Annotated in this window: 30 protein-coding genes; 5 read left to right on the top strand and 25 right to left on the bottom strand. The window is 70.3% G+C overall.

What is annotated here, in order from left to right:
- Nucleotides 1-11 precede the first annotated feature (11 nt).
- The 5 genes from BLQ91_RS05945 to thyX form a co-directional block, all read right to left on the bottom strand.
- Entirely contained in the window at nt 12-623 is a 612-nt protein-coding gene (locus BLQ91_RS05945; protein ID WP_090095568.1) for a TIGR03085 family metal-binding protein, read from the bottom strand.
- A gap of 25 nt (nt 624-648) precedes the next feature.
- Complete coding sequence (locus BLQ91_RS05940) at nt 649-1,062, bottom strand: hypothetical protein (protein WP_090095567.1); 414 nt, start codon at nt 1,060-1,062, stop codon at nt 649-651.
- A gap of 2 nt (nt 1,063-1,064) precedes the next feature.
- A complete protein-coding gene (locus BLQ91_RS05935; RefSeq protein WP_245733151.1) occupies nt 1,065-2,504 on the bottom strand; it encodes a serine/threonine-protein kinase in 1,440 nt (479 codons plus the stop codon).
- A 71-nt stretch (nt 2,505-2,575) separates the two neighbouring features.
- Complete coding sequence (locus tag BLQ91_RS05930; protein ID WP_090095566.1) at nt 2,576-2,977, bottom strand: ACT domain-containing protein; 402 nt, start codon at nt 2,975-2,977, stop codon at nt 2,576-2,578.
- 4 nt (nt 2,978-2,981) lie between these two features.
- Entirely contained in the window at nt 2,982-3,686 is a 705-nt protein-coding gene (gene thyX, locus BLQ91_RS05925; protein WP_090095565.1) for an FAD-dependent thymidylate synthase, read from the bottom strand.
- Between the two features lie 67 nt (nt 3,687-3,753).
- Here thyX and BLQ91_RS05920 point away from each other — a divergent pair, with 67 nt between their 5' ends.
- Together BLQ91_RS05920 and BLQ91_RS05915 are read left to right on the top strand one after the other, a co-directional pair.
- Nucleotides 3,754-4,266: a toxin-antitoxin system HicB family antitoxin gene (locus BLQ91_RS05920; RefSeq protein WP_090095564.1), complete on the top strand. Its 513-nt coding sequence runs from the start codon at nt 3,754-3,756 to the stop codon at nt 4,264-4,266.
- 5 nt (nt 4,267-4,271) lie between these two features.
- Entirely contained in the window at nt 4,272-5,186 is a 915-nt protein-coding gene (locus tag BLQ91_RS05915; protein ID WP_090095563.1) for a DUF4097 family beta strand repeat-containing protein, read from the top strand.
- Nucleotides 5,187-5,218: 32 nt separating this feature from the next.
- On the opposite strand, the gene BLQ91_RS05910 is transcribed toward BLQ91_RS05915, so the two are convergent.
- Genes BLQ91_RS05910 through BLQ91_RS05900 form a run of 3 tightly spaced genes read right to left on the bottom strand, consistent with a single transcriptional unit; the run spans nt 5,219 to nt 7,331 of the window.
- Nucleotides 5,219-5,713: a hypothetical protein gene (locus BLQ91_RS05910; RefSeq protein ID WP_090095562.1), complete on the bottom strand. Its 495-nt coding sequence runs from the start codon at nt 5,711-5,713 to the stop codon at nt 5,219-5,221.
- 18 nt (nt 5,714-5,731) lie between these two features.
- Entirely contained in the window at nt 5,732-6,340 is a 609-nt protein-coding gene (locus BLQ91_RS05905; RefSeq protein WP_090095561.1) for a TetR/AcrR family transcriptional regulator, read from the bottom strand.
- Between the two features lie 7 nt (nt 6,341-6,347).
- The gene (locus tag BLQ91_RS05900) at nt 6,348-7,331 is read right to left on the bottom strand and encodes an aldo/keto reductase (RefSeq protein WP_090095560.1); all 984 of its coding nucleotides are present in this window, start codon (nt 7,329-7,331) and stop codon (nt 6,348-6,350) included.
- Nucleotides 7,332-7,459: 128 nt separating this feature from the next.
- Between BLQ91_RS05900 and BLQ91_RS05895 the strand changes: the two genes are divergently transcribed.
- Both BLQ91_RS05895 and BLQ91_RS05890 read left to right on the top strand, forming a co-directional pair.
- Nucleotides 7,460-8,002: a winged helix-turn-helix domain-containing protein gene (locus BLQ91_RS05895; RefSeq protein ID WP_090095559.1), complete on the top strand. Its 543-nt coding sequence runs from the start codon at nt 7,460-7,462 to the stop codon at nt 8,000-8,002.
- Entirely contained in the window at nt 7,999-8,874 is an 876-nt protein-coding gene (locus BLQ91_RS05890) for an SRPBCC family protein (protein WP_090095558.1), read from the top strand. Before BLQ91_RS05895 ends, BLQ91_RS05890 begins: the two co-directional genes overlap by 4 nt.
- A gap of 171 nt (nt 8,875-9,045) precedes the next feature.
- On the opposite strand, the gene BLQ91_RS05885 is transcribed toward BLQ91_RS05890, so the two are convergent.
- Both BLQ91_RS05885 and BLQ91_RS05880 read right to left on the bottom strand, forming a co-directional pair.
- Nucleotides 9,046-9,552, bottom strand: a complete 507-nt coding sequence (locus tag BLQ91_RS05885) for a YqaA family protein (protein WP_090095557.1) — start codon at nt 9,550-9,552, stop codon at nt 9,046-9,048.
- A 21-nt stretch (nt 9,553-9,573) separates the two neighbouring features.
- Entirely contained in the window at nt 9,574-10,116 is a 543-nt protein-coding gene (locus BLQ91_RS05880; RefSeq protein ID WP_090095556.1) for a GNAT family N-acetyltransferase, read from the bottom strand.
- 63 nt (nt 10,117-10,179) lie between these two features.
- Between BLQ91_RS05880 and BLQ91_RS05875 the strand changes: the two genes are divergently transcribed.
- On the top strand, nt 10,180-11,385 hold the full coding sequence (locus BLQ91_RS05875) for a winged helix-turn-helix domain-containing protein (RefSeq protein ID WP_090096023.1): 1,206 nt from the start codon (nt 10,180-10,182) through the stop codon (nt 11,383-11,385).
- A 404-nt stretch (nt 11,386-11,789) separates the two neighbouring features.
- On the opposite strand, the gene BLQ91_RS05870 is transcribed toward BLQ91_RS05875, so the two are convergent.
- The 15 genes from BLQ91_RS05870 to BLQ91_RS05800 all read right to left on the bottom strand — a co-directional run bounded on the left by BLQ91_RS05870 (nt 11,790) and on the right by BLQ91_RS05800 (nt 25,996).
- A complete protein-coding gene (locus BLQ91_RS05870) occupies nt 11,790-12,227 on the bottom strand; it encodes a tetratricopeptide repeat protein (RefSeq protein WP_090095555.1) in 438 nt (145 codons plus the stop codon).
- Complete coding sequence (gene dapB, locus BLQ91_RS05865; RefSeq protein ID WP_090095554.1) at nt 12,224-12,961, bottom strand: 4-hydroxy-tetrahydrodipicolinate reductase; 738 nt, start codon at nt 12,959-12,961, stop codon at nt 12,224-12,226. The genes BLQ91_RS05870 and dapB overlap by 4 nt, the downstream gene beginning before the upstream one ends.
- Nucleotides 12,958-14,250 (bottom strand): M16 family metallopeptidase, encoded by a 1,293-nt coding sequence (locus BLQ91_RS05860; protein WP_090096022.1) that lies wholly within the window; start codon nt 14,248-14,250, stop codon nt 12,958-12,960. The genes dapB and BLQ91_RS05860 overlap by 4 nt, the downstream gene beginning before the upstream one ends.
- A 107-nt stretch (nt 14,251-14,357) precedes the next feature.
- Entirely contained in the window at nt 14,358-16,598 is a 2,241-nt protein-coding gene (locus BLQ91_RS05855; RefSeq protein ID WP_090095553.1) for a polyribonucleotide nucleotidyltransferase, read from the bottom strand.
- 232 nt (nt 16,599-16,830) lie between these two features.
- On the bottom strand, nt 16,831-17,100 hold the full coding sequence (rpsO, locus tag BLQ91_RS05850) for a 30S ribosomal protein S15 (RefSeq protein ID WP_030471762.1): 270 nt from the start codon (nt 17,098-17,100) through the stop codon (nt 16,831-16,833).
- A gap of 127 nt (nt 17,101-17,227) precedes the next feature.
- Nucleotides 17,228-17,674, bottom strand: a complete 447-nt coding sequence (locus BLQ91_RS05845) for a 2'-5' RNA ligase family protein (protein WP_090095552.1) — start codon at nt 17,672-17,674, stop codon at nt 17,228-17,230.
- On the bottom strand, nt 17,671-18,150 hold the full coding sequence (locus BLQ91_RS05840; protein ID WP_090095551.1) for a helix-turn-helix domain-containing protein: 480 nt from the start codon (nt 18,148-18,150) through the stop codon (nt 17,671-17,673). The genes BLQ91_RS05845 and BLQ91_RS05840 overlap by 4 nt, the downstream gene beginning before the upstream one ends.
- An 84-nt stretch (nt 18,151-18,234) precedes the next feature.
- A complete protein-coding gene (locus BLQ91_RS05835) occupies nt 18,235-19,167 on the bottom strand; it encodes a bifunctional riboflavin kinase/FAD synthetase (protein ID WP_090095550.1) in 933 nt (310 codons plus the stop codon).
- A gap of 72 nt (nt 19,168-19,239) precedes the next feature.
- A complete protein-coding gene (gene truB / locus BLQ91_RS05830; protein ID WP_281199248.1) occupies nt 19,240-20,127 on the bottom strand; it encodes a tRNA pseudouridine(55) synthase TruB in 888 nt (295 codons plus the stop codon).
- A gap of 11 nt (nt 20,128-20,138) precedes the next feature.
- Nucleotides 20,139-21,464, bottom strand: a complete 1,326-nt coding sequence (locus BLQ91_RS05825) for an MFS transporter (RefSeq protein ID WP_090095549.1) — start codon at nt 21,462-21,464, stop codon at nt 20,139-20,141.
- Nucleotides 21,465-21,597: 133 nt separating this feature from the next.
- On the bottom strand, nt 21,598-22,899 hold the full coding sequence (locus BLQ91_RS05820; RefSeq protein WP_090095548.1) for an MATE family efflux transporter: 1,302 nt from the start codon (nt 22,897-22,899) through the stop codon (nt 21,598-21,600).
- A gap of 50 nt (nt 22,900-22,949) precedes the next feature.
- The gene (locus tag BLQ91_RS05815) at nt 22,950-24,083 is read right to left on the bottom strand and encodes an ROK family transcriptional regulator (RefSeq protein ID WP_090095547.1); all 1,134 of its coding nucleotides are present in this window, start codon (nt 24,081-24,083) and stop codon (nt 22,950-22,952) included.
- Nucleotides 24,080-25,066: a DHH family phosphoesterase gene (locus tag BLQ91_RS05810; protein WP_090095546.1), complete on the bottom strand. Its 987-nt coding sequence runs from the start codon at nt 25,064-25,066 to the stop codon at nt 24,080-24,082. The genes BLQ91_RS05815 and BLQ91_RS05810 overlap by 4 nt, the downstream gene beginning before the upstream one ends.
- A gap of 167 nt (nt 25,067-25,233) precedes the next feature.
- Nucleotides 25,234-25,686, bottom strand: coding sequence for a 30S ribosome-binding factor RbfA (gene rbfA / locus BLQ91_RS05805; protein ID WP_090095545.1), 453 nt, complete (start codon nt 25,684-25,686; stop codon nt 25,234-25,236).
- Between the two features lie 13 nt (nt 25,687-25,699).
- Complete coding sequence (locus BLQ91_RS05800; protein WP_090095544.1) at nt 25,700-25,996, bottom strand: DUF503 domain-containing protein; 297 nt, start codon at nt 25,994-25,996, stop codon at nt 25,700-25,702.
- Nucleotides 25,997-26,048 lie beyond the last annotated feature (52 nt).

The following is a 26,048-nucleotide window of genomic DNA, read 5'->3' as shown; positions in this document are numbered from 1 at the left end:
ACTACCCGAGTTCAGACGCTTCGGTTCAACGACCGCACGCGTTGCACCGAGTCGGCGTCACCGCTGTATTCCACACGGGCCTGGTCGCGCCCGAACGCGAGCATGACCAGCTCGGGCACCTCACCCGTGATCACCACGCCGTTCGCGCCCTGCTTGGCGACGAGGTGCTCGCCGTCGGGGCGCACCAGGGTGACGCCGACCGGCGACGACCTGTACGCCATGCGCGCGGTGAGCGGCAGCACCTTCCACAGCGTCGCCTCACGCCGCGCGTCGTACGGCCGTGGCTCCCAGTCGGCCTGGGCGCGCCGCACGTCCTCGTGGTGCACGAAGTACTCGGCAGTGTTCATCAGGTCGTCGACCGGCTTGATCCAGAACGGCGGTGTGCGCACCAGGTCCAGGAGCTCGCTCCACGCCTTGTGCGTGTAGTCCTCCTGGACCTTCCCGGTCCACTTGGCGAGGACCGGCAGCACGATGCCGGGTGCGGCGTCGGGGCGCCTCTCGCGGACGGCGAGGTGCGCGGCCAGGTCCAAGGTCCGCCAGGGGTCGCACAGCGTGGGCGCGTCCGGGCCGAGCTCGGTCATCAGGTCGACGAGTGCCTTGCGTTCATCGCGGGCGAGACTCACCCGACCATTGCACCACAGCGGCGGGTCAGGGCTCGTTCGGCCGGTAACAGCCCTGGAACCCCGCCGGCTTGGTCGAGCTGTCCGCGAACAGCTTGACGACCTGGTCGCGGTTCAGGTTCTCCGGGTAGCCGGGCCAGTCCGGTTCCTGCCCGTTCACGTGCAGCTCGTCGAGCCAGTAGCCGGACTGGCCGGAGATCTTGGCCATCTCCAGGTCGCAGCCCTTCACCCGCACCACCACCTCGATGGTCTTCTCCGAGGACTTGACGGTGCGCTTGCCGATCTTCTTGGACTTCTTCTCCTTCTCCGTGCTGGGCTCGCCGGGGTTGCTGAACCCGGCGGCCTTGAGCTCGGAGACGAACTTGTCCTCGTTGTTCCCGCAGGCCGTCAACGCGGCCACGCAGCCGAGGACGAGCAGGGCGGGAGCGATCTTTCTCTTCACGTTCAGCTGTCCTTCTTCGTGCTGATGCTTCCGTCGAGCTTGCTGCCGTCCTTGTTGCCGGCCACGCACCAGATCTTGCGGTCGGCGTTGCCGCTCTTGTCCTTGGTCCACGCCTTTTCGCCGGGGATCAGGGTGGTGAGCCTGAGCTTCGAGCCGTCCTTGATCCACTCCGAGTTCAGCGTCATCTCGCAGCGCGCCACGCCGAGGCTCTTCAGCGCGTCGACGCCCGGATACGCCGCGTCCGGCAGGCTCGACTGCAGCGGCAGGGTGTCGATCACGTCGAACACCTCGAAGTCGTGCGGCTTGTCGCACTCCTCGCGGGTGTCGGAGTTGAGCAGCTTGGTCGGCGCGACGTCGCCGAGACCGCACGTGTTCTCGTACAGCCCGAACACCGGGACCTCGGCGCCCTCGCCGTAGGTGAGCGCCTGGCTGCCGCTGGTGCCTCCGGGCGCGGTGAAGGCCCTGTGCGTGAAGATGCCGCCGGTGAACGCCGCCACGGCGATCACGGCGGCGCCGACCAGCGCGAGGACGCGGTTGCGCTTCTTCTTCGCCGGGTCGGCGGCGGGCTGCTGGTACTGCTGCGTCGCCTGGGGCGGGATGCCGGTGGGCGGCGTCGGCTGGTTGCCGATGCTGGAGAGCATCGCGCGGGCCTGCGGGCCGGACAGGCGGGCGTTCGGGTCGGCGATCAGCAGACCGGTGATCACGGCGCCGAGCACGCCCGTCGCGCGGGTGAGGCGCGGGGTCTCGCTCATGATCGCGTGCAGCGTCGAGGCCGTGGAGGAGCGCTCGAACGGGCTCCAGCCCTCGACGGCGTAGCAGAGGGTCGCGCCCAGCGCCCACAGGTCGGAGGCGGGGCCTGCCTCGTGGCCGTGGATGCGCTCCGGCGACATGTAGGCGGGCGAGCCGATGAGGCTGCCGCTGGTCGTGAGGCGCGGGTCGTCGACGGCCTGCGCGATGCCGAAGTCGGTGAGCTTGACCTTGCCGTCCGGGCGGACCATCAGGTTGCCCGGCTTCACGTCCCGGTGCACGATCCCGGCCGCGTGCGCGGTCTCCAGCGCGGACAACGCCTGCAGCGCGATCGAGACGACCTGGTTCGGCGGCATCGGGCCGTGGGCGCCGATCAACGTCGACAACGTCGCCGCCTCGACCAGCTCCATGACGATGTAGGTCGTGCCGTTCTCGTTGATCGCGTCGTAGACCGTCACGACGGCGGGGTCGTTGAGCTTGCCGGCGGTCCGCGCCTCACGCAGAGCGCGCTCTTCGAGCACACGGCGTTCCTCGTGCGCGATGCCGTCCGGCAGGTGCAGTTCCTTGATGGCGACGAAACGCCCGATGTGACGGTCCTGGGCCCGCCACACGATGCCCATGCCACCGCGGCCGAGCTCCGCCACCAGGGCGTACCTGCCCGCGATGACGCGTGGTTCGACTGCCTGTCCGTGCAACGTGCGCTCCTACAACCTCGGAACCGGGGGCGTTGACGGTACTTGAGACCCGCCGACCAGAGGATCGGTTCCTAGACTTCCGGCGCTACAACCAGTTCGTGACCTGCGGCACGCAACGCCACCACGGCGCGGCCAAGGTCGGCCTGCTTCACGAGCAGGTGGTCGGTGTCGTAAGTGGACAGCGCGAACAGCGAGACGCCCGCCGCCGCCAGCTCACCCGCGAGGGCGGCCATGATGCCGGTGAGCGTGAACTCCAGCGGCCCCCGCACGGTGAGCAGCCGCCAGCCCTTCTCCGACACGTCGCCGCCCGGCGCGGACGACGCGGGCGCGATGATCGACAGCTCGGCCGGGGTCCTGGTCACGGACACCAGCACGTCGGTGAGGTCGAGCAGCCCGGTGGGGACGGGTGCGTCCGGTGCCAGGCGCGTGACCGCGTATTCGCCGGGCCGGACGTCCACGATGAGCCGCTTCATGACGTCAGCCTTCAACCACGAGCGGGCTCGAGGCAACTTCCGTGCCGTCCGGGAGTGTCGAGATGACGAAGTCCGCGAACGCGTTGGGAGCGGCCTTGACCAGTTCGCGCAGGCAGGCGACGGCGAGCTCGCGCAGCTCGACGTTGATGTGCTCGGTCGCGCGCATCGCGATGAAGTGCCGCCACGAGCGGTAGTTGCCCGTCACCACGATCTCGGTGCCGGTGGCATTGGGCAGCACGGACCGTGCGATCTGCCGCGCACGCCGGCCGTTGACGGTCTTCTCCAGGCTCTGCACCAGGTCCTCGTAGGCCTTCAGGCTCGCCTCGGTGGCGGCGACGAAGCGCGCGTGCAGCTCCGGGTCCTCGGCGATCAGCGAGGGCTCGACGACGTCGGTCGGGTCGGTGCGCTGGGACAGCTGCGAGTACGAGAAGTGCCGGTGCCGGATCAGCTCGTGGGTGAGCGACCGCGGCAGCTCGGTCAGGTAGAGCGAGGCGCTGCCGTGCTCGAACGCGGCGAGGTGGCCGACGTCGAGCAGGTGGTGCAGGAACGTCGCGTTGGTGTTCGTCATGGGGTTCGAGCGGTCCCACGACTGGTAGCAGGCCCGGCCGGCGAACTCGACGAGCGCCGCGCCGCCGTCCGCGTCGGTCGTCCACGGCACGTCGTCCGGCGGGATGAACTCGGTTCTCGCCACCAAGCGCACTCTCGGCATGGGCCGACATTAGCCCTGACACCACGAGTTGGTTGCACGATGTCGCGAGTGACGTCATAGTGGTGTCATGGATCTGTCACCGTACATCGCGTCACTGCGCGAGGACCTGGCGACGGCCGCATCCGCGGGGGACGAGAACACCCGTCGAACGGCCGCCGCGTTGTCCGCAGCGCTCGAGCCAGCCGCGCGGCTGGCGATCATGAACGCACTGTCCGACCTGGCTGCGGAGGTCACCGCCTCCCTGGACGGCCAGGTCGTGGACGTCCGGCTGGCCGGGCGGGACGTGCAGGTGGTCGTCACCGGGTCGGCCGAACCGGAGCCGGAGCCCGCTCCGCGCCAGGAGGCGCCGGGATTCGGCGCCGGTGACGCCACGGGTGACATCAGCCGCATCACCCTGCGGATGATCAACGAGCTCAAGTCGAAGGCCGAGGCCGCCGCCGCGGCCCAGGGCGTGTCGCTGAACTCGTTCATCCAGCAGGCCGTCGGGGGTGCCGTGCACGGCAAGCACAAGCACCAGCACAAGGGGTGGAGCGGGAACGCGGGCTCGGGCTCGCGCGTCCGCGGATGGGTGCAGGGGTGAGCGGGATGACTGAATCGGCAGGACAGGACCAGACCGGCCCCACCGGCGTGGTGCGCCGGCAGAGCTTCGAACCCGCGGGCACCGCCGAGATCGACATCTCGCTGCTCAGCGGCCGCGTGCAGGTGCAGTTGACCGACGCGCCCGGAGTGCACGTCGAGGTGCGGCACGACCCCGGCGCCGGCAACACGTGGACCGAGGGGCTGGCCGGAGTGCTGAGCTGGGTCAGCGGCCAGTTCGGTCCCGACAGGACCGCCGCGCCGGCCGGACCTGAGGACGCCGTGCGCGACGCCCGTGTCGAACTGCTGGGCAACCGCTTGCGCATCGAGTCGTCGAAGGCTCTGCCGTTGCGCGCCGTGCCGCTCTCGGTGGTGGTGACGGCACCCGTCGGCTCGCACGTGTCTTCACGGACCGGTGCTGCGGATGTGACCGTGACCGGGGGTGCGGGCCGTCTGGACCTGAACACGGGCACCGGCAACGTGTCCGCCGACCGGGCGACCGGCGAGACCAAGGTGAACTCGGGCGCCGGCACCGTGCGCCTCGGCACGATGCTCTCGTCGCTGAAGGCGAAGACGGGCAGCGGTGACGTGGAGGTGTCGTCGGTCGGGGGCACCACCACGCTGGTCACCGGCACCGGCGACGTCTGGCTGGGCGCGGTGCAGGGCGACGTCCAGGTGCGCACCGGCAGCGGCGACCTCACCGTCGCCGACGCCGCCTCGGGCGAGATCCACCTCGGCACCGGGTCGGGCCACATCCGCGTCGGCATCCGCCAGGGGGCGCTCGCGCGCATCGACCTCGTGTCCACGTCCGGCACCGCCCGCAGCGATCTCGACGTCTCGGCGGAACCGCTGGGCGACGCCGTGCTGTCGGTCACGGGCCGCACGGGCAGCGGCAACGCGCTGGTGACCGCCGCATCGAGCTGACCGGGGGGTCGGGAGGGAACCGGACGGCGTCCCTACGGCTCCTGGAACGGCTTGGAGCCGCCGGGGACGTCGTCCGGGAAGAGCGGGCAGCGGATCTCCGCGGTCAGGAACTTCCTGATGAAACTCGAGAAAGTGCCGTCATAAGACCACTTCTGCCGCATGTCCGTGATCATCACGGTCCACTCGTCCGGCTCTCCCCCGGTCACCCAGAGGCAGTGGTCGCCGTTCACGGTCATGCCCCAGGGCAGCAGGCCGGGGGACTCCGGGTGTGCCCGCAGACCCGGCTGGCGGCGCAACGCGCGCAACATCTTGGGCGCTGTTGACATCCAGTTCATGAAACCGGCACGCGCCGTTGGGTGGAGGATGCGAACGTAGCCACCGACGATGAGCGGCGGGTAGGCCTCGGCGAGGTGCACGTAGTCGCCGGGCAGCGCCGTGCCGACCCGTGCGGTGACCGCGTCCCAGTCAACCGGGTCCGGGCGCCTCTCGGGCGCCCCCAGCAGATCGATCCACTCGTCAGGCGGCACCGTTCACCTCCGTGACCCTCAAGCATCGCCTGTGGCGCTTGGGATTCGGTTGTACCGCAGTCCGGCGACGACCAGGGAGACGACCGCGTCGAACGCGTCCTGAATGTGAGGATTCCCCCACTCCTGGGCGTGAGCCGGGTGGTGGAACACCTGCGTCGCGTCCCACACCGCCTGCGCCGTCCTGCCGACGTCGTCCGTCACGAACTCCCGGGTATCCACTCCGGCCTGGATGATGCGCTCGAGCTGCCCCACGAGGTGCCCCAGGTGGTACTCGACGACGGCGCTGCTCTCGCCGACGAGCGTGCGGAACGTGGTGAACAGCTCCAGGTCCTCGGTGTGCGAGCGCCGCTTCCTGTCGAAGAGCTTCTGCAGCCAGTCCCCGAGCATCCGCGAGGCGGGGACCTCCCGGTCGAACTCGGGCTCCATCTCCTCGTGGATCGCGTCGAGCCAGCGCCTGGTCACCGCCTCGCGCAGCGCGGCCTTGGTGGCGAAGTGGCGGTAGACGCTGCCGTGGCTGACCCCGAGCGCCTTGGCGACGTCGACCACCGTCGCCTTGGCGGGGCCGTACCTGCGCAGCACCTCTTCGGTCGCCGCGAGGATCGCCTCCGCGGTCAGCGCCTCCGCCACTTCCCACTCACCTCTCGCTGTCCAGCGCGGCCATCTGCTCGGCCGCGTAGCGCGTGCCCGCGGCCGCCCCGACAGGGACGACAGCCTCGATCTCCTGGAGTTCCCGTTCGGTGAACGTCACGTCGACGGCACCGATCGCCTCCGTCAGCCTCGCACGCTTCGTCGTGCCGACGAGAGGCACCACGTCCTCACCGCGCGCCGCGACCCACGCGATCGCGAGCTGCGCGACGGTGACGCCCTTGTCCCGCGCGATCTCGCCGAGCTTGTCGACGAGGTCCTGGTTGCGGGTCAGGTTGTCGCCCTGGAACCGCGGCGCGTGGCCGCGCCAGTCGCTCGCACCGAGGGCGAGCGGGGTGGCGGAGATCAGGCCGCGCGACAGCACGCCGTACGCGGTGATGCCGATGCCGAGCTCGCGGGTGACCTGGAGGATCTCGCGCTCGACACCGCGTTCCAGCAGGCCGTACTCGATCTGCAGGTCGGCGATCGGGTGCACGGCGTGGGCGCGGCGGATGGTCTCGGGCCCGACCTCGCTCAGGCCGATGTGCCGGACGCGGCCCTTCTCGACCTGCTCGGCGATGGCGCCGATGGTGTCCTCGATCGGCACGGCCGGGTCGAGGCGCGCCGGCCGGTAGACGTCGACGTGGTCGGTGCCGAGCCGCTGCAGCGAGTACGCGAGGAAGTTGGCCACGGCGTTCGGACGGGTGTCGAACCCGATGAACGCGCCGTCGGCGTCGCGCAGGCCGCCGAACTTGACGCTGAGCTGGGCCTCGTCGCGACGGCCCCTGATGGCCTCGGCGATGAGCATCTCGTTGTGGCCTTGGCCGTAGAAGTCACCGGTGTCGAGCAACGTGACACCCGCGTCCAGGGCGGCCCGCACGGTCGCGATGCTCTCGTCGCGGTCGGCCGGGCCGTAGGCGTTGGACATGCCCATGCACCCCAGACCGAGGGCGGACACGACCGGACCGGTGGCTCCGAGCTGGCGCTTCTGCATTTCGAACCCCTTCGTCTCTTCGGTGTTCTCCAGCCTGTCCGAACAACTGACAGATTTCAATATCTGTCAGTCGATATTTGTTGGCGTGATTGACAAAAGAGTTTTGAACGTTCAAAGTGTTTTTTGCGATGAGAGACGTCATCTACCTGGACCGGATGGAGCAGGCCGAGACCCTGCTCAAGCCGCAGCGCGTGGAGGTGCTGCGGCAGCTCGCCGCGCCGCGCTCGTGCACCGAGGTCGCCGAGGCGCTCGACCAGACGCCGCAACGCGTGCACTACCACGTCAAACAGCTGGTCAAGGCCGGTCTGGCCGCCCAGGTCGCCGAGCGGAAGGTGCGCGGCGTCCAGGAGGGCCTCTACCAGGCCGTGGCGCGGTCGTACTGGCTGTCGCCCCGCCTGGTCGGCCGGATCGGAGCCCGCGACGAACTGGCCCTGGGGCACCTCGTGGACCTCGCGGAGCAGATCCAGGTCGACGTGGCGGCCCTCGACAGGTCGAGCGAACTGCCGTCCGTCGGCGTGTCCGGAGAGATCCGGGTGCGGCCGGAGGAGCGCCAGCGGTTCCTGGCCGAGCTGCAGACGACGTTGCAGGACCTCTTCACCCGATACGGCGGCGCGGAAGGGGATGCGTTCCGCATCGCGCTCGCCTGCTACCCCAAGGGAGACGATCGATGAGCACCGGAGTTGTCCGCGTACGCACCACCGCCGACCCCGCCCGGATCCGCCGGGCGCTGACGACGGCCGACGACATGCGGGTGTGGCTCGCCGAACACGCCCACGTGGACCTGGAGCAGGGCGTCTACGAGTTCTGGGGGCGCTACACGCCGGAGGGCGAGCGCGGCCGGCAGAAGCTGCTGGAGGTCACCCCGTCCGGTGTGCGCTTCTCGTGGCTGTTGCAGGGCACCGACTACACGCTCGAGCTCGGTGTGGAGGAGCGCGACGGCCAGACGTTGATCGTCGCGACGCAGTCGCCGTACCCGCAATGGGGCGCGGGCATCGAGGACGAGGGCGGCGCTGGCGTCATCCAGACGTTCTGGTCGCTGACGCTCGCGAACCTGGTCGAGCACGTCGAGGGCCGGCCGGTCTTCGCGCTGTGCGACTTCTCGACGCCGGAGCAGCGGATCGAGGTCGACATCGCGGCACCGCCCGCGGCCGTCCTGCACGCGCTCACCGACGAGGAGGTGTTCGCGCGGTACTTCGGGGCGCGGTGCTCGATCGAGCCGCACGTCGGCGGCCGCTGGGCGATGGGCAGCTTCGAGGACGAGCCGAACCCGGCGAAGGTCGTCGCCCTCGACGAGGAGCACTTCGCCATCGAGTTCCCGGACGGGATGGTGTCGTCCTGGGAGCTGAAGGGCTCCGGGGGCAGGACGCGGCTGACGTTCGTGCAGAGCGGCTTCGACCCCGCCGCCCCGCCCTACGGGTCGTGGCTGGGCTGGCTGTCCGGGTTCGCGGACATGCGCCGCATGCTGGAGGTACCCGGCTGGCGCCCGATGTGGCACTCCTACGAGGTCCCCGGACTGCCCGACGGCGTCCTCGTCCTCGAATAACCGGGCGAATACCGGGCAGGTGAGAGCCAGATCATCCGGCTCTCACCTGTTCGCGCCTGGCTTTCAGCGGTTCGGAATCGATAAATTCAGGACCGTGCTCGATTCAGCGCGAATCACCGTGGCAGCCGTGTTGATCGCCTTCTCCGTGACGGCGTCGATCTTCTTCGGCTACTAGAACCACGTCATCACGACGGCCGGGGAGGCCGCGAGGAGGCTGAACCTCGCGAAGCGGCCGACCATGCCGGTGGCGACGAACATCAGCGTCGACATGCCCGAGAGCCCGGCGAGCACGCTCGTCGCCATGAACGGCGGCACCCCGACCAGCGCGCTCACCCCGTGCGTGCAGGCCATCCAGTTCGGGTGCGCCCGGCACTTCGCGTGCATCCACTCGCCCCAGCGGTGCGGGCGCGTGCCGGGCCCGATCCAGCGCCTCAGCCTCGACGGCTTGTCGCTGGGCTTGCGGTGCAGGAACTTCGGCAGGTGGATGTCGCCGCGCGCCGCGTAGAAGTACAGGAGCTTGCCCAGCACCTGGCCGACCGCGACCGAGGCGCCGACGATCCAGAACGACATGTCCGGCCAGCGCGCGCAAAGTCCCAGGACGAACATCTCGATGCTGATCAGGGGAACGATGGCTGAGCCGAGCGCGACCCCGAAGGTGAGGCCAACCAAGGCAAGCACCGTGCCGAGGTTACACAGATGTCAGTCGCCCAGCCGGACGCTCAGCGGACCGGACACCCGGATCTCGCGCAGCGGACGCCCGGCAGCGTCCAAAGTGCGCACCGTGCCGTCCCCCGTCCAGCCCAGTCGCTCGTAGAAGTTCCTGGACGCCTTGTCGGCCTCCGGCACCCACGCGATGCCCCTGGTCGCCCCCGTCTCGCCCAGCCGCCTGACTGCCTCCGCGACGAGCCGCGTGCCGTGGCCCCTGCGGCCCCAGCGGGGTTCCACGAGGACGCTCAGGAGCGCCGTTGTCGCGGCGTCCCGCGGCAACGACCCGTCGGCCTTCGCCACCTCGTCGTCGGGCGCCTTGCTCGCCACGACGAACCCGACCGTCCACTCCCCCTCGGTCGCCTTCAGCACCGCGCCGAGCTGGATGGCGCTCGACCACGCGTCGTCGGTGTCGAGCGTGTCGAGCACCTCGGACGGCAGCAGGTCTGCGTAGGCGAGCCGCCAGGTCTCCCGGTGGATGCGGACGATCTCCGCGAGATCAGCAGCGGTGGCGGTGTGCACGCCGGCGTCGGCCATGGACGCATGCTATCGACGCCGGAATTGTCAGGGGTGCGTGGCACCATCGCCCTCGTGCAGAGGATGAGTGCGGACGTGGCCCGCCGGATCGCGCTGGGCGCGCAAGGTTTCACCGACCCGAGGCCGTCGGCGGCCACCCGCAGGCACCTGCAGCGAGTCCTGTCCCGAGTGCAGTTGCTGCAGATCGACTCGGTGAACGTGGCCGTGCGCGCGCACTACATGCCGCTGTTCTCCCGCCTGGGCGCCTACGCGCCTTCGCTGCTCGACGAGGCCGCCTGGACGCACTCGGCCCGCAAGCCGCGCATGCTGGTCGAGACGTGGGCGCACGAGGCCTCCCTGGTGCCGGTCGCGGACTGGCCGTTGTTCCACTCGGGGGCCAAGAAGCGCGGCTGGTGGCAGAACTACCGGACGATCCTCGAACGCTCGCCGCAACTGGTCGACGACGTGCTCGCCGCCGTGAAGGAACTCGGCCCGATCGGCGCCGGCGCCCTGGAGAAGGCCCTGATGGGCGACTCCGGCCGCGCGAAGGGCCCGTGGTGGGACTGGTCCGAGGTCAAGCGCGTCTGCGAGGTCCTCTTCGGGGTCGGCGTCCTGACCACCGGCACCCGCCGCTCGTTCGAGCGCCTGTACGACCTGACCGAGCGCGTGATCCCGGCCGACGTCCTGGAGCGGAGGTACACGCCCGAGGAGGGCGCCCGCGAACTGGTCCAGCGCTCCGCCGTCGCGCTGGGCGTGGCCACCGAACCCGACCTGCGCGACTACTACCGCCTGGACCCCCGCCACTCGCGGGCCGCCGTGGCGTCCCTGGTCGAGGAGGGCGTCCTCGAACCCGTGGCCGTCGACGGCTGGCGTGCCGCGGGCTACCGGCACCGCGACGCCTCCACGCCCCGCCGGGTCACCGGCCGCGCGCTGCTGTGCCCGTTCGACCCGCTGATCTGGGAGCGGGCCAGGACGGAGCGCATCTGGGGCTTCCGGTACCGCATCGAGATCTACGTGCCGGAGCCCAAGCGCGTGCACGGGTACTACGTGTTCCCGTTCCTGCTCGACGGGGACCTGGTGGGCCGCGTGGACATCAAGGCCGACCGGGCGGCGGGGGTGCTGCGGGTGCAGTCGGCCTGGGCCGAGGAAGGGGTGGACCGGCCTCGGGTGGCGGCCGAGCTGGCCGCGGAGCTGCGGCTGATGGCCGGCTGGCTCGACCTGGAGGACGTGCTGGTCGTGCAGAAGGGCGACCTGGCGGCGGAGCTGATCGCCGCGGTCGTCCGGGGATAGCTCAGCGGCGCCGCACGAACCGGGCGACGCCGAAACCCGGCCGCGGCGGCCGGAAAGCGAGGGCGTTCGCGGTGCGGGCGAGACCTCGACGTCGACCAGGCTCGGGATGACCTCGTCGCAGTACCAGTCCGGTCCCATCCGCCCCGCCGTCGCGCTGGCGCAGGTGTCCCCCTGATCGGGAACGCCTGCGTTTCACCGTACTCAGCGCCACGGGCAAGATCAGGCGTGCGGCTGGACCGCCTCCGCGTCTGAGGTCGGAGCGTCGGCGGCTCCCCAGCGTCGACGCGCCCGCGACCACCGTCTCGGCCCCGTCCCCGATCTGCTCGAAGCCCGCGGAAGACACCTCGCACCCGCAAGGCCCGCCACAGCACGAAAGCCCCGGACCGACAGGCCCGGGGCTTCGTTCACGAGTGCAGCTCGATCGCCTTCCGCATCGTCTGCCGCGCCCGGCCGCGGTCCCCCGCGACGTCGTACGCGTAGGCGAGGCGGAACCAGGCCCGCCAGTCGTCCGGCGAGGTCTCGACCTCGGCCCGCCGCTCCTCGAACCACGAGTCGGCGGCGTCCCGGTCGACCCGCCCGGACGGCCGGCGCGGCAGGTGCGAGACGTCCGGCAGCAGCCCGTCCGCGTCGAGCTCGCGGGCCATCTTCTCGGTCTCCCACCCGAAGCGCAGGTTCGAGTACACGAGCCACACGCCGAGCAGCGGCAGGATCAGCACGCCGACGCCGAGCAGGACGCCGACGACCTCGCCGGTCCCCAGCAGGGCCACCGCGCGGCCGGTGAGCAGGACGAAGTAGACCGCGAGGGCCGCGATCAGCAGCCCTACCGCCAGCCTGACCTTCACAGGTCGAGGTACCTGTCGAGGCCGACGGCCAGGCCCGGCCGCGACACGACCTCCCGCACGCCCAGCACCACGCCGGGCATGAAGGACGTGCGGTGCAACGAGTCCTGGCGGATGGTCAGCGTCTCGCTCTCGCCGCCGAACACGACCTCCTGGTGCGCGATCATGCCGGAGATGCGCAGCGAGTGGACTCGCACGCCGTCGACGACCGCGCCGCGCGCGCCCGGCTCCTCCTGCGTGGTCGCGTCGGGCATCGGGTCCATGCCCTCCCGCGCCGCCGCGATCAGGCGGGCCGTGTGCGCGGCCGTGCCCGAGGGCGCGTCGGCCTTGCGCGGGTGGTGCAGCTCGATGATCTCGGCCGACTCGTAGTAGCGGGCGGCGATCTCCGAGAAGCGCATGAGCAGGACGGCGCCGATGCCGAAGTTCGGCGCCACCAGCACGCCGACGGACGGCTGGTCCGCCAGCAGCGCCCCGACCGCGTCCAGCTTGGCCTGGTCGAACCCGGAGGTGCCGACGACGCAGTGGATCCCGGCGCCGATGCAGAACTCCAGGTTGCCCATCACCACGTCGGGGTGCGTGAAGTCGACGACGACCTGCGCGCCGGAATCCACCAGGGTCTGCAGCGGGTCGTCGGCGTCGATGGCCGCCACGACCTCCATGTCCTTCGCGGCCTCGACCGCGCGGACCACCTCGGACCCCATGCGGCCCCGCGCGCCGAGAACTCCGACGCGAATCATGCAATCACCTCGTGTACCTGGTCCGGCAGATCGTCGGCGTGATCGTAAGGGCCGACCACGGCCGCGGCGACGGGGCGGCGCAGCAGATCACGTGCGAGCAGCGCCACCTCGTCGGCCGACACCGCGTCGATGCGCGCCAAAGTCGCTTCCACGCTCAGGTGGTCGCCGTAGTTCAGCTCGGACTTGCCGATGCGCGACATCCGGGAGCTGGTGTCCTCCAGCCCCAGCACGAGAGCACCGCGCAGCTGGCCCTTGCCGCGCGCCACCTCGGCGTCTGACAGGCCACCGCGCGCCACGTCCACGAGCACCTCGCGGATGACGCCGGCGGTCTCGCCCAGGCGGTCCGGCTGGCAGCCCGCGTAGACGGCGAACGTGCCGGTGTCCGCGTAGAGGCCGACCGACGAGTACACCTGGTAGGCCAGGCCCCGCCGTTCGCGCACCTCCTGGAACAGCCGGGAGCTCATGCCACCGCCGACGGCCGCGTTCAGCACGTTCAACGCGAACCGGCGCTCGTCGTGGCGGTCGAGCCCCTTCATGCCGAGCATCATGTGCGCCTGCTCGGTGTCGTCGGTGTGCAGCACCAGCTTGCGGGCGTCGGCGATGCGCGCGCGGCCCGCCCGGGGCGGCACCGCGCCGCCCTGCTTCGACAACCGGTCGCCGATCGCCTTGCGGATCAGGCGCATCACGTGCGTGTGCTCGATGTTGCCCGCGACCGAGAACACCATGCGCGGCAACGTGTAGTTCTTCTTGTAGAACGAGAACAGGTTGTCCCGCTGCATGTCCTGGATGGACTTCTCGGTGCCGAGGACGGGGCGGCCCAGCGCGTGCCCGCCGAACAACGCCTCGATGAAGGCGTCGTGCAGCAGGTCCTCGGGGTCGTCGTCGCGCATCGCGATCTCTTCGAGCACGACACCGCGTTCGGTCTCGAAGTCGCGCGGACCGCACACGGCCTCGAACACCACGTCCGCGACGAGGTCCACCGCGAGCGGCAGGTCTTCGTCCAGGACGTGCGCGTAGTAGCAGGTGTGCTCCTTCGCGGTGAACGCGTTCAGCTCGCCGCCGACCGCGTCGATCTCCTCCGCGATGGCCGCCGCCGTGCGCCGCGACGTCCCCTTGAACAGCAGGTGTTCCAGGTAGTGCGCGGCACCCGCGACCTCGGGCCGTTCGTCACGGGACCCGACCTGCACCCACAGCCCGACCGAGGCGGACCGCACGCCGGGGATGCGCTCGGTGATGACCCGCAGGCCCGAGGGCAGCGTGCTGCGCCGCACCTCGGAGCCCGCGGACATCTCGAGCACCCGCGTGCTGCCGGGCTTCTGGAGGTGGCCCAGCACGGGAGTACGCGGACGGCCGCGGGTGGATGCACCCGCGGCCGTCACGTTGTTGCTCGTCGCACTCACTGCGCGGGAGCCGCCTCAGCAGCAGCGTCCTCGGCGGCAGCGGGGGCCTCAGCCGGCTTCGCGGCGTCCTCGGACACCACGATCAGGCTGATCTTGCCGCGCTGGTCGATGTCGGCGATCTCGACGCGGAGCTTGTCGCCGATCTTGACGACGTCCTCCACCTTCGCGATGCGCTTGCCGTTGCCCAGCTTCGAGATGTGGACGAGGCCGTCCTTGCCGGGCAGCAGCGAGACGAACGCGCCGAACGCGGCCGTCTTCACCACGGTGCCGAGGAAGCGCTCGCCGACCTTCGGCAGCTGCGGGTTCGCGATCGCGTTGATCATGCCGATCGCGGCCTCGGCCGAGGGGCCGTCCGCCGCACCGACGTAGATCGTGCCGTCGTCCTCGATGGAGATGTCGGCACCGGTCTGCTCGGTGATCGAGTTGATCATCTTACCCTTCGGGCCGATGACCTCGCCGATCTTGTCGGTCGGGATCTTGACCGACGTGACGCGCGGGGCGAAGGCGCTCATCTCGTCCGGGTCGGAGATGGCCTCGGCCATGACCTCGAGGATCGTGTAGCGCGCGTCGCGAGCCTGGCCCAGCGCCGCCGCCAGCACCTCGGACGGGATGCCGTCGAGCTTCGTGTCGAGCTGGAGAGCCGTCACGAACTCCTTGGTGCCCGCCACCTTGAAGTCCATGTCGCCGAACGCGTCCTCGGCACCGAGGATGTCGGTCAGCGCCACGTAGCGGGTCTCGCCGTCGACCTCGTCGGAGACGAGACCCATCGCGATGCCGGAGACCGGCGCCTTCAGCGGGACACCCGCGTTGAGCAGCGACAGCGTCGACGCGCAGACCGAGCCCATCGAGGTCGAGCCGTTGGAGCTCAGCGCCTCGGAGACCTGGCGGATCGCGTAGGGGAACTCCTCGCGCTTGGGCAGCACGGGCATGATCGCCCGCTCGGCCAGCGCGCCGTGGCCGATCTCGCGGCGCTTCGGCGAACCCACGCGGCCGGTCTCACCGGTCGAGTAGGGCGGGAAGTTGTAGTGGTGCAGGTAGCGCTTGTGCGTCTCGGGGGACAGCGAGTCGATCTGCTGCTCCATGCGCAGCATGTTCAGCGTGGTGACACCCAGGATCTGGGTCTCGCCGCGCTCGAACAGCGCCGAGCCGTGCGTCCTCGGGATCACGGCCACCTCGGCACCGAGGTCGCGGATGTCCGTGAGGCCACGGCCGTCGATGCGGACCTTGTCGCGCAGGATCCGCTGGCGCACGAGCTTCTTGGTCAGCGAGCGGAACGCGGCGCCGACCTCCTTCTCGCGACCCTCGAACTGCTCGGCGAGCTTCTCGAGCGTCGCCGCCTTGATCTCGTCGAGCGTGGTCTCGCGCTCCTGCTTGCCCGCGATGGTCAGCGCCTGGGCGAGCTCACCGGAAGCGGCGGACTCGACGGCCTCGAACGCGTCCGGCTGGTAGGCCGGGTACGTCGGGAACTCACCGGTGGCCTTCGCGGCGACCTGGGCGAGCTGCGCCTGGGCCTCGCAGAGGACCTTGATGAACGGCTTGGAGGCCTCGAGGCCCGCGGCCACGACCTCCTCGGTGGGGGCGGTGGCGCCCTCGCCGATCAGGTCGATCACGTTCTCGGAGGCCTCGGCCTCGACCATCATGATCGCGACGTCGCCGGACTCGACCACGCGACCCGCGACGACCATGTCGAACACGGCCTTCTCGAGCTGCTCGTGGGTCGGGAACGCCACCCACTGGCCCTCGATCAGGGCGACGCGGACGCCACCGATCGGGCCGGAGAACGGCAGGCCCGCGAGCTGCGTCGACGCGGACGCGGCGTTGATCGCCACGACGTCGTACAGGTCCTTCGGGTTCAGGCTCATCACGGTGATGACGACCTGGATCTCGTTGCGCAGACCGTCCACGAAGGACGGGCGCAGCGGACGGTCGATCAGGCGGCAGGTGAGGATGGCGTCCGTGCTCGGACGGCCCTCACGCCGGAAGAACGAGCCGGGGATGCGGCCCGCGGCGTACATGCGCTCCTCGACGTCCACCGTGAGGGGGAAGAAGTCGAAGTGCTCCTTGGGGTGCTTCGACGCCGTCGTGGCGCTCAGAAGCATCGTGTCGTCGTCCAGGTACGCCACCACGCTGCCGGCGGCCTGGCGCGCGAGGCGCCCGGTCTCGAAGCGGATGGTGCGCGAGCCGAACGTGCCGTTGTCAATAACGGCAGTCGCCTCGTGGACCTCGATGTCCGTCATTTACTTGTTGCTCCTCGTCTTTTGGACACCGCTCACGCGTTCTGACGAGGCCGGTCTTCGATCGAAGTCCTCTGGGGCGTTTCCACCAGGGGACCACTACCGAGGACCGGCGCGGAAACTGCTGCGCGCGATGCGGGTCCTGTTTTTCTTCCTCTTTGCAACCAGGGATCTGTATACACCCGGTTGTGCGCGGAGGGGGAGTGACCGGCCGGTCACTCCCCCTCCGCGTGAATCACCTGCGCAGACCGAGGCGCTGGATCAGCGCGCGGTAGCGGTTGATGTCCACCTTGGTCAGGTAGTTCAGCAGACGGCGGCGACGGCCGACCATCAGCAGGAGACCACGGCGGGAGTGGTGGTCGTGCTTGTGCTGCTTGAGGTGCTCGGTGAGGTCGGCGATGCGCTTGCTCAGCAGAGCGACCTGCGCCTCGGTCGAGCCCGTGTCCGAGTCGTGCAGACCGTACTCACCGAGGATGGACTTCTTCTGTTCCGTGGACAGTGCCACTAGGTACTTCTCCTACTTGTTCAGGTCCGTGCGGCCCCACGCCCGCCGAGTTGCTGGCCGGGGTAGCCGGTACTGGCCGCCACGGACCGCAGCCAGACCCAACTGCGAAGGCTATCAGGCAAACCGCTCAGCGGCGCGCTGACGTGCGCAACCCCACCCGGTCCACGGGTGTGTAGACGCCGTCCGCGCTGCTCACGAGCACTGCTTCCGACGGCTGCCACGGACTGCTCAGGAACTCCGGCATCGCCTGGCCCTTGTAGCCGTACGCGACCGTCAGGTGCGCTGACCAAGTGTCGTCCGCGCCCGCTGCTCTTGCCAACTCATTTAGGTCGCCCTCGATTCCCGCCCACAGGACTTTCCCGCGGAAGTCGCCGAAGTTCCGGAGCCTCAGCCGCGGCGCTTCGTGCCCCTCGAGCGCCCGGAAGCGCTCCTCATCTGCGGTTTCACCGTGGAAGCACAACGTGATGTGCCACTTCTCCGGCTTCGTCCACTCCAGGTCGAGACCGCGGTCCAGCACGGCCTCGAGCTCGGAGACCACGTTCGGCGGCGGGTAGAGGGCGGTGAAGAACTTCACCTGCCGGCGGCCCGGATGACCCGGCGGAACAGGTCGGCGATGGCGGGGAAGTCGTCGGAGAGCAGGTCGGCGGCCTGCTGGAGCTCGGTGCGGTCGGCGACGCGGCGCAACACGGGGTACGCGACGCTCTCGTCACCGTTGACCGGCAACGAGTCGCGGGAAACGGTCGGCTTGGACTCGCGCACGTCGTCGAGCGCGCGCTGCAACGCCTCCGGCGCCCCGGTCGCCACGTCCGGCGTGAGGACCTTGCGCTCCAGCATGATCATCCGAGCGAGCACGGCCGGGTTGCCGATCTTGGCGCGGCGACCGCTCATCACCTGGCTGAGCATGGGCGCGCTGATGCCCAGGACGTCCGCGAGCTGGGCCTGGGAGACGTTGAAGGCCACGACCAACCGGCGCACTCGGTCGCCCAGGGGCTCCCCGTACCACTCCCGCTGCAGGGCGAGGTTGCGCTGAACGATCTTGTGGTCCTCCACGTTGGCCTCTCCCGTAGCCCGCACTTCTGAGCGCATCCTGCCAGCACAACGGCCCTCAGATGCCCATTTCGCCTGATCTGACGGTCACGACCCCGCCAGCAGTTCCCTCGTCCGGTCCACGTCCCTGTGCATCTGCTCGAGCAGGGCCTCGACGGAGTCGTACTTCTCCATCCCGCGCAGCCGTTCGACGAAGTCCACGGCCACGCGCTGGCCGTAGTAGTCCTCGTCCACGTCGAGCACGAACGCCTCGACCCGCCGCTCCCGCCCGGAGAACGTGGGGTTGGTGCCGACGCTCACCGCGGCCTTGAGCGTCTTGCCCTTGGCGTCGGTGAACCAGCACGCGTAGATGCCGTCCGCGGGCACGGCGGCGAACTTCGGCGTCGACAGGTTCGCGGTCGGGAACCCGAGGTCCTTGCCCCGCCCGTCGCCCTTGACGACGATCCCCTCCAGCCGGTGCGGCTTGCCCAGCGCCTCGGCCGCCGCTTTCACGTCTCCGGCGTCGATGCACGCGCGGATGTAGGTCGACGAGTAGGTGAGGTCGTCAGCGGACACCAGATCAGCCCCCTCGGTCACGAATCCGAACCGCTGCCCGAGCTGGCGCAGCAAAGCGACGTTACCCGCGGCTTTGTGCCCGAAGGTGAAGTTCTCCCCCACCACGACCGCCGCCGCGTGCAACTTCTCGACCAGCACCTCGTGCACGAACTGGTCCGCGGGCATCCGGCTGGTCTCCAGGGTGAACGGCACCACGACGAAGTGGTCGATCCCGAGCGCCTCGACCAGCTCGGCCCGCCGCCGCAGCGTGGTGAGCTGCGCGGGGTGGCTGCCGGGCCGCACCACCTCGGAGGGGTGCGGGTCGAACGTCATCAGCACGCCGGGCAGACCGCGCTGCCGTGCGAGCTCGACGGCCCTGCCGATGAGGGCTTGGTGGCCTTTGTGGACACCGTCGAACACGCCGATGGTCACCACGCAGCGGCCCCAGCCGCCGGGGAGGTGGTCTAGTCCGCGCCAGCGTTGCACGCCGATCAGCCTACGACGCCCGCCGAGCCCGGCGTCCGACCGCCTCGCGACCGGGCCGGACCCGGGCGCGGCTCAGCCGGCGGGGCTCAGCACCACCACGGGTTTGCAGGCCGTGCCCTCGTCCTTCGCCAACGCGATGACGTGCCCATCAGGCCCGAACACCCCATAAGTCCCATCGATCCCACCGGCGCGCAACCGCTGCCCGTGCGACAGGGCCGAAGCCTCGCCGGGATCGATCTCCCGGCGCGGGAACGCCGTCGCCACGGCGGCGTCGAGGTCCAGCGACAGGCCGGGGGTCTCCTCCAGCTGCTCCAGCGTCCGGGCCACGCGCAGGTCGAACGGCCCCACCCTCGTGCGCCGCAACGCCCCCAGGTGCCCGCCGACGCCCAGGGCGGCACCGAGGTCACGGGCCAACGCGCGCACGTAGGTGCCGGAGGAGCACTCGACCATCACGTCGAGCAGCACCTGCTTGTCCTCACGGCGCGAGAACAGCACGTCGAACCGGTGCACGGTCACGGGGCGTGCGGGGATCTCGACCTGTTCGCCGGCGCGGACGCGGGCGTAGGCACGCTTGCCGTCGATCTTCACCGCGGACACGGCGGACGGCACCTGCTGGATCGGGCCGGTCAGCTTCGCCACCTCGGCGGCGACCGCGTCGTCGGCCACCCCTGAGGCGTCCACTGTGGACAGGACCTCGCCCTCGGCGTCGTCCGTGGTGGTGGACGCGCCGAGCACGATGGTCGCGAGGTAGGCCTTGCTGTCGAGCGCGAGGTGCCCGAGGAGCTTCGTCGCGCGCTCGATGCCGAGCACGAGCACGCCGGTCGCCATCGGGTCGAGGGTTCCGGCGTGCCCGACCTTGCGGGTGCCGAGGATCCTGCGCACACGCGCCACCACGTCGTGCGAGGTCATGCCGTCCGGCTTGTCGACGACGACCAGGCCCGGTGCAACAGAGGGTTTCACGGCGGGAAATCCTAGGCGACGCGCAGAGCGTCCCAACGGCGACGCCGGATCTGCACCGGCACGCACTCCCCTCGCTCCTCCGCCTCGAACACGGCGGCCCGCGCGCGACGCCACCAGACGAGCATCCGCCAGCCGCCGAGCACGAGCACCAGCACGAGGAAGCTCAAGGCGACGCGGAACGCCGTGACGGGCGCCAGCACGCCCTCGAGGAGGTCGAGCACCACACCGATGCCCAGCGCCGAGACCGTCACCGCGAGGAAGCCCCCGACGTTGACCAGACCGCTGGCCGTGGACTGCCGGTGCGACGGGTTGTAGTCACGGGCGAGGGCGAACGCCACACCCGAGATCGGCCCACCCACCGTCAGCACGAGGAACACCACGGCGATGACCGGCGCCGGCACGTGTCCTCCCGGCCAGAGCAGCAGCACGGCCCAGCCGGTCAGCGCGAACGCCAGGAACCCGACCGAGATCGGCATGCGCCACTCGGGGTTGCGGGAGAACAGGCCGCCGATGACCGGGCTGGCCACGATCGCGCCGATGACGAGCAGGCCCAGCGTGGACGACGCCGCCTTCGGGGACATGCCCTGCGCCTGCACGAGGTACGGGTAGCCCCACAGCAGGCCGATGACGGCCGGCGTCGACATGGTGCTGAAGTGCGCCCAGAACCCGAGCCGGGTACCGGGCACGCTCCACGCCTGCCGCACCTTCGGCCAGATCTTGCGCAACGGCACGGGTTCGGGCATCGGTGCGACGAACCCGGCGGGCACGTCGCGCACCCGCAGGAACGCCACGACGGAGTAGAGCGCGGTGATGCCGCCCGCGATGAGGAACGCCCACGTCCAGCCGATCGAGCCGAGCAGCAGCGTCAGCGGCACGGTGGCGACGAGGTTGCCGACACCGCCGATCGCGGCCGTGACCGCGACGACGAGCGAGTACTGGCGCGGCGGGAAGTGCGTGGCGACGAGGCGGATCACGCTGATGAACGTCATCGCGTCGCCCATGCCGAGCACGGCTCGTGCGACGAGACCCAGCGGGTAGGAGCCCGCGATGGCGAAGAGCACCTGGCCGGTGCCCATGAGCAGGGCGGCGGCGGTGAGCACGCGGCGCGGCCCGTAGCGGTCCACCAGCAGGCCGGTGGGGATCTGCATGAGGGCGTAGACGCCGATCTGCAGCACGGTGAACACGCCGAGCTGGGCGGGTCCGAGCCCGAAGCGTTCGCTCGCCTCCAGTCCGGCCACGCCGAGCGTGGTCCGGTGGAACAGGGCGGCGAAGTAGACGAGTACGGCGGTGGTCCAGATCAGCCACGACGTCCGGGTGGCGCGATCGACCGACGGCAAGAGAGCACTCTCCCCAGGTAGGAGCCAGGCGGATATTAGTTACATCGCCTAAACAACCTTTTTGGTGACAGTTCTATGCCGTGAGGTCGGCCACAGCACCTGTCCGGGAGGGTGGTGGTGGGCCTGCTCACACCTATCGGACGGCGCCTTCCACGGCCCACTCCCCCGAGCGCGTGCGCCACACCACGGCCAGCAGCCGCAGCACCATGAACGCCGACAGCCCGGTCCAGATGCCCGCGAGCCCCCACCCGAACGCGTACGACGCCCACACCAGCGGCAGGAACCCGACCACTGCCGAACCGAGCGTCGCGGTCCGCATGAACTTCACGTCACCGGCACCGAGCAGCACGCCGTCCAACGCGAACACCACGCCCGCGATCGGTTGCAGCGCAACGAAGAACCACCACGCGTGCGGGATCTCCGCCAGCACGCCCGCGTCGGAGGTGAACGCCCGCGGCAGCACGGTGAACAGCGCCGCGAACACCACCCCGAGCCCGATGCCGAACACCAGCCCGTACCGGGTGACCTGCCACGCCAGCTTCTCCGCCTGCCGGCGCCTCGACGCCCCCAGGGCCGCCCCGACGAGGGACTGCGCCGCGATGGCCAGCGAGTCGAGCACGAGCGCGAGGAACGTCCACAGCTGCAACACGACCTGATGCGCGCCCAATGCCCCGACGGACGTACGCGCCGCCACAGAAGCCGCGCTGATGAAACACGCCTGGAACGCCAAGCTCCGCAACACCAGGTCGCGCCCCATGCCGAGCTGCGCGCGCATGGCGGGCCACTGCGGCTTCAACGGCACGTGCTCGGCGAACAGCGCCCGGAAGAAGAGCCCGGCCGAGAGCAGCTGCGCCACGACGTTCGCGACCGCGGAGCCCTCCAGCCCCCAGCCCGCGCCGTAGACGAGCGCGGGACACAGCACCGCGCTGATGCCGTTGCCGATCAGGATGTACTTCAACGGCCGCTTGGTGTCCTGAACACCGCGCATCCACCCGTTGCCGGCCATCGTGACGAGGATGAACGGGGCACCGAACAACGCGATGCGCACCCACTCGACGGCCGCGTCCGCGACAGCGCCGCCACCCGCGAGCAGCTCCGCCAGCGGACGCGCGAACACCTGCCCGAGCAGCACCACGAGCACACCGGCGGCGAGCGCGAGCCACGTGGCCTGAACGCCCTCCTCGACGGCCTCACGGCGCCGCCCGGCACCGTGCAACCGAGCCGTGCGTGCCGTTGTGCCGTACGACAGGAACGTCAGCTGCGTCGACACCTGCGTGAGCAGCACACCGCCGAGTGCGAGCCCGGCCAGCGGCAACGCCCCCAGGTGACCGACCACCGCCGTGTCGACGAGCACGTACAACGGCTCCGCCGCCAAGACCCCCAGGGCAGGCACCGCCAGCCCGATCACCCGCCGAGCGGGAACCCGATCCTCCACCTCACGAACCTAAGCGCTGACGAGTGCGCCCGTGCGGTGACGGCGGCCACTCACGACCGCTGGGGCAGCCCGAACACCCGCTCCCGCGCCACGGCGAGAGCCGAGTGCAACGCCCCCGACCGCACCGGCTTCGCGGCGATCTGCGCCAGGTGCACCGGCGTCCGCGGCACGACGAGCTTCAGCAGCTCGGCCGCCACGAGGTCGCACAACGTCTCGCCTCCCGCGTGCGCCACCGCGCCGGACAGCAGCACCAGCTCCGGGTCGAGCACGCACACGACGTTCGCCAGCCCGAGCGCGATCCGGTGCGCGAGGGCGGTGAGGAACGCCTTGCCCTCGGTGCCGGCGTTCAGCGCGTGCGCGACGGCCTCGAGCCCGGTCGGGCGCGTGATGCCGTACTCCGCCGCGAGCTCGACGATCGCGTCGCTGTCGACCTGGTCGCCGTAGCGCCCGCCGGGCACCTGCATCGAGTCGATCTCGCCCGCACCGCCGGTGACGCCGCGCAGCAGCACGCCGTTGACGACGACCGCGGAGCCGATCTCGTCCGCGGGCCAGAACAGCACGAAGTTCCGCACGCCGACGGCCTTGCCGGAGCTCATCTCCTCCAGCGCGGCGAGGTTGATGTCGTTCTCGATCGACACCGACGTCCCGAGCAGCTCGCGCAGCGTCGACGGCAGGTCCACGTCGACGAGCCCCGGCAGGTGCGGCGCGAACCCGAGGTGCCCGGTGGAGGGGTCGACCGCGCCCGGCGTGCCGACCACGACGTGCGCCAACGCGCCGAGCGACAGCCCTGCCAGCGCCGCGGCCTTCTGCACCGTCTCGCGGAACACCCGCAGGGTGTTCTCCCCGGGCATCGGCGCGCTGTGCTGGGCCAGCAACGACCCGGTGATGTCCGCGATCGCCACGTCGATCAGCTCGGCCGACAACGCCACGGCCGCGACGTACCCGACGCCCCCGTTGACGGCCCACATCTGCGCTCGCGGCCCGCGCCCGCCCCCGCGCAACCCGGTGCGGACGACCATGCCGTCCTCCTCGAGCCGCGCCAGCAGCTGGGCGGTCGCGGGCTTCGAGAGCCCGATCACCTCTTCCAGCTCGGCGCGCGTCATCGCGCCCGTGCGCAACAACGTCTCGATCGCGGCCCGGTCGTTGATCTCCCGCAGCAGCCGCGGACTCCCTGTCCGTGTCATGACCCCACCTGCTCCAACGCGCCCTTCAGGGCGGCGACGACCTGGTCCGCGGCCCCGTCGAACGTGAACCCGGCCGCCAGCCGGTGCCCGCCACCCCCGAGGACCTGCGCCACCTCACGAACGTCGACCCGGCTGACCGCGCGCAGCGACACCGACCAGTACCCGGGCCTGAGCTCCTTCAGCACCGCCGCGACCTCGGCCTCGGAGGTGGAGCGCACGACGTCGATGACGCTCTCGACCTCTTCACTGCGAACACCGCGGGCGTCGTCCAGACCCACGACCGCGTGCACGAGCCCCAGCCCGTGCGCCGCCTTCGCGTCGAACTCGGCTTTGGCCAGCACCTTCGACAACATGCCGAGATAGGCGAACGGGTGGGAGTCCATCAACGGCCGCGTGACGGCGTACGCGTCCACTCCGGTCTCCAGCAACCGCGCGGCCGTCCGGTGCGCCTCGGGCCCCGCCTTGCGGAAACCCCCGGTGTCCGTCACGAGCCCCGCGTAGATGCAGCGCGCGATCGGCTCGTCGATCTCGACGTTCATCTCGTCGAGCAGCTTGAGTGCGATGAGCGCCGTGGCTTCGGCGTGCTCGTCGATGCAGTGCACCGTCCCGTAGCGCGTGTTCGACACGTGGTGGTCGACGACGATCACGGGACCACGGGCGTTCGCGACGCGACCCCCCAACGGTCCCAGCCGCTGCACGCTGCCCGTGTCCAGGACGACCAGGAGCTCGGGCACCTCGGGCACCTCGTCGCGGTGGACGAGCAACCCGGCCGTGTCCAACGCCTTCAGGCTCTCGGGCACGGTCTCCGGCTCACCGAACGCCACCCGCACCGCCACCCCGCGCCGGTGCAGCGCGAGCCCCACCGCCAGAGCACTCCCGAGCGTGTCGGCGTCGGGGTTGATGTGACTGAGGAGAGTCACATCACGGGCGCCGGTCAGCAACCTCGCGGCCTCGGCAATGGTGGTGCTCAGGTCGTCTGCCACAGGGAGACGTTAGCCGCTAACTGTCCAAAAGTGCTGTGCGGGACCCCCGGACAAGACAGTTTCCATCCGATTGCAGCGCGAGTGTGCCAAGTGGACTGGTCGCAAAACCGCAGGGCGGACGCGGTGAACCGCGTCCGCCCTGGTCACGAGCAGAGTTCCGGACGAGTTCAGTCCTCGTCCTCGTCGTCCTCACGAGGTGCCTTGTACGGGTCGGCCTCTCCGGCGGGAGACGCTCCCACCGCACGTCGGGCCACCTCGGCGTCGGCCGCCTGGGCCTTCGCCAGCAGCTCGTCCATCTTCCGGGCCTCGTCCGGCACGGTGTCCGTCATGAACGTCAGCGTCGGCGTGAACCGGACGCCGGTCTGAGCGCCCACCATGGACCGCAGGACGCCCTTGGCCTTCTCGAGGGCCGCGGCGGCACCGGCGTAGTCGGGTTCGACGTCCAGGCGCTCGCCCAGAACGGTGTAGTACACGGTCGCGTCGTGCAGGTCCCCGGTCACCTTGGTGTCGGTGATCGTAACCCTGGCCAGGCGCGGATCCTTGACCTCGTGCTCCAGAGCCGAAGCGACGATCTGCGAGATCCGCTTGGCGAGCTTGCGGGCACGTGCCGTGTCGGCCACGAGCCTCCCCTTCCTAATCGTCCTCCGGCCCGACGAGACGCGTCCGGGCGGAGAGCAGTTCGAGTTCGGGCCGTCCCGCGACCAGCCTTTCACAGCCGGCCAGGACGTCCCTGACATGCGCCGCGTCGGCCGAGACCGCGGCGACACCGATCAACGCGCGCCTGTGCAGGTCCTGGTGACCTGCTTCGGACGCGGCGACCTCGAAGCGCTTGCGCAGTTCGGCCACGACGGGCCGGACCACCGAGCGCTTCTCCTTCAACGAGTGGACGTCGCCCAAGAGCAAGTCCAGTTCCAGAGCACCCACGTACATGGGCAAGATCCTCCAGAAGAAAGGGGTGCGAAGCCACTGGTTAAAGCGGCTT

The sequence above is a fragment of the Lentzea jiangxiensis genome, assembly GCF_900104175.1.
GTDB classification, from domain to species: Bacteria; Actinomycetota; Actinomycetes; order Mycobacteriales; family Pseudonocardiaceae; genus Lentzea; species Lentzea jiangxiensis.
The sequence above is the reverse complement of the archived record's forward strand: the minus strand, read 5'-3'. Positions and strand labels throughout refer to the sequence as shown.

Excerpts from the sequence above, each read along its gene's own strand:
- BLQ91_RS05930 (WP_090095566.1), bottom strand. The coding sequence starts at position 2,977 with ATGAAGCGGCTCATCGTGGACGTCCGGCCCGGCGAATACGCGGTCACG.
- thyX (WP_090095565.1), bottom strand. The coding sequence starts at position 3,686 with ATGCCGAGAGTGCGCTTGGTGGCGAGAACCGAGTTCATCCCGCCGGAC.
- BLQ91_RS05920 (WP_090095564.1), top strand. The coding sequence starts at position 3,754 with ATGGATCTGTCACCGTACATCGCGTCACTGCGCGAGGACCTGGCGACG.
- BLQ91_RS05915 (WP_090095563.1), top strand. The coding sequence starts at position 4,272 with ATGACTGAATCGGCAGGACAGGACCAGACCGGCCCCACCGGCGTGGTG.
- BLQ91_RS05900 (WP_090095560.1), bottom strand. The coding sequence starts at position 7,331 with ATGCAGAAGCGCCAGCTCGGAGCCACCGGTCCGGTCGTGTCCGCCCTC.
- BLQ91_RS05895 (WP_090095559.1), top strand. The coding sequence starts at position 7,460 with ATGAGAGACGTCATCTACCTGGACCGGATGGAGCAGGCCGAGACCCTG.
- BLQ91_RS05890 (WP_090095558.1), top strand. The coding sequence starts at position 7,999 with ATGAGCACCGGAGTTGTCCGCGTACGCACCACCGCCGACCCCGCCCGG.
- BLQ91_RS05880 (WP_090095556.1), bottom strand. The coding sequence starts at position 10,116 with ATGGCCGACGCCGGCGTGCACACCGCCACCGCTGCTGATCTCGCGGAG.
- BLQ91_RS05875 (WP_090096023.1), top strand. The coding sequence starts at position 10,180 with ATGAGTGCGGACGTGGCCCGCCGGATCGCGCTGGGCGCGCAAGGTTTC.
- dapB (WP_090095554.1), bottom strand. The coding sequence starts at position 12,961 with ATGATTCGCGTCGGAGTTCTCGGCGCGCGGGGCCGCATGGGGTCCGAG.
- BLQ91_RS05860 (WP_090096022.1), bottom strand. The coding sequence starts at position 14,250 with ATGTCCGCGGGCTCCGAGGTGCGGCGCAGCACGCTGCCCTCGGGCCTG.
- BLQ91_RS05855 (WP_090095553.1), bottom strand. The coding sequence starts at position 16,598 with ATGACGGACATCGAGGTCCACGAGGCGACTGCCGTTATTGACAACGGC.
- BLQ91_RS05815 (WP_090095547.1), bottom strand. The coding sequence starts at position 24,083 with ATGACACGGACAGGGAGTCCGCGGCTGCTGCGGGAGATCAACGACCGG.
- BLQ91_RS05800 (WP_090095544.1), bottom strand. The coding sequence starts at position 25,996 with ATGTACGTGGGTGCTCTGGAACTGGACTTGCTCTTGGGCGACGTCCAC.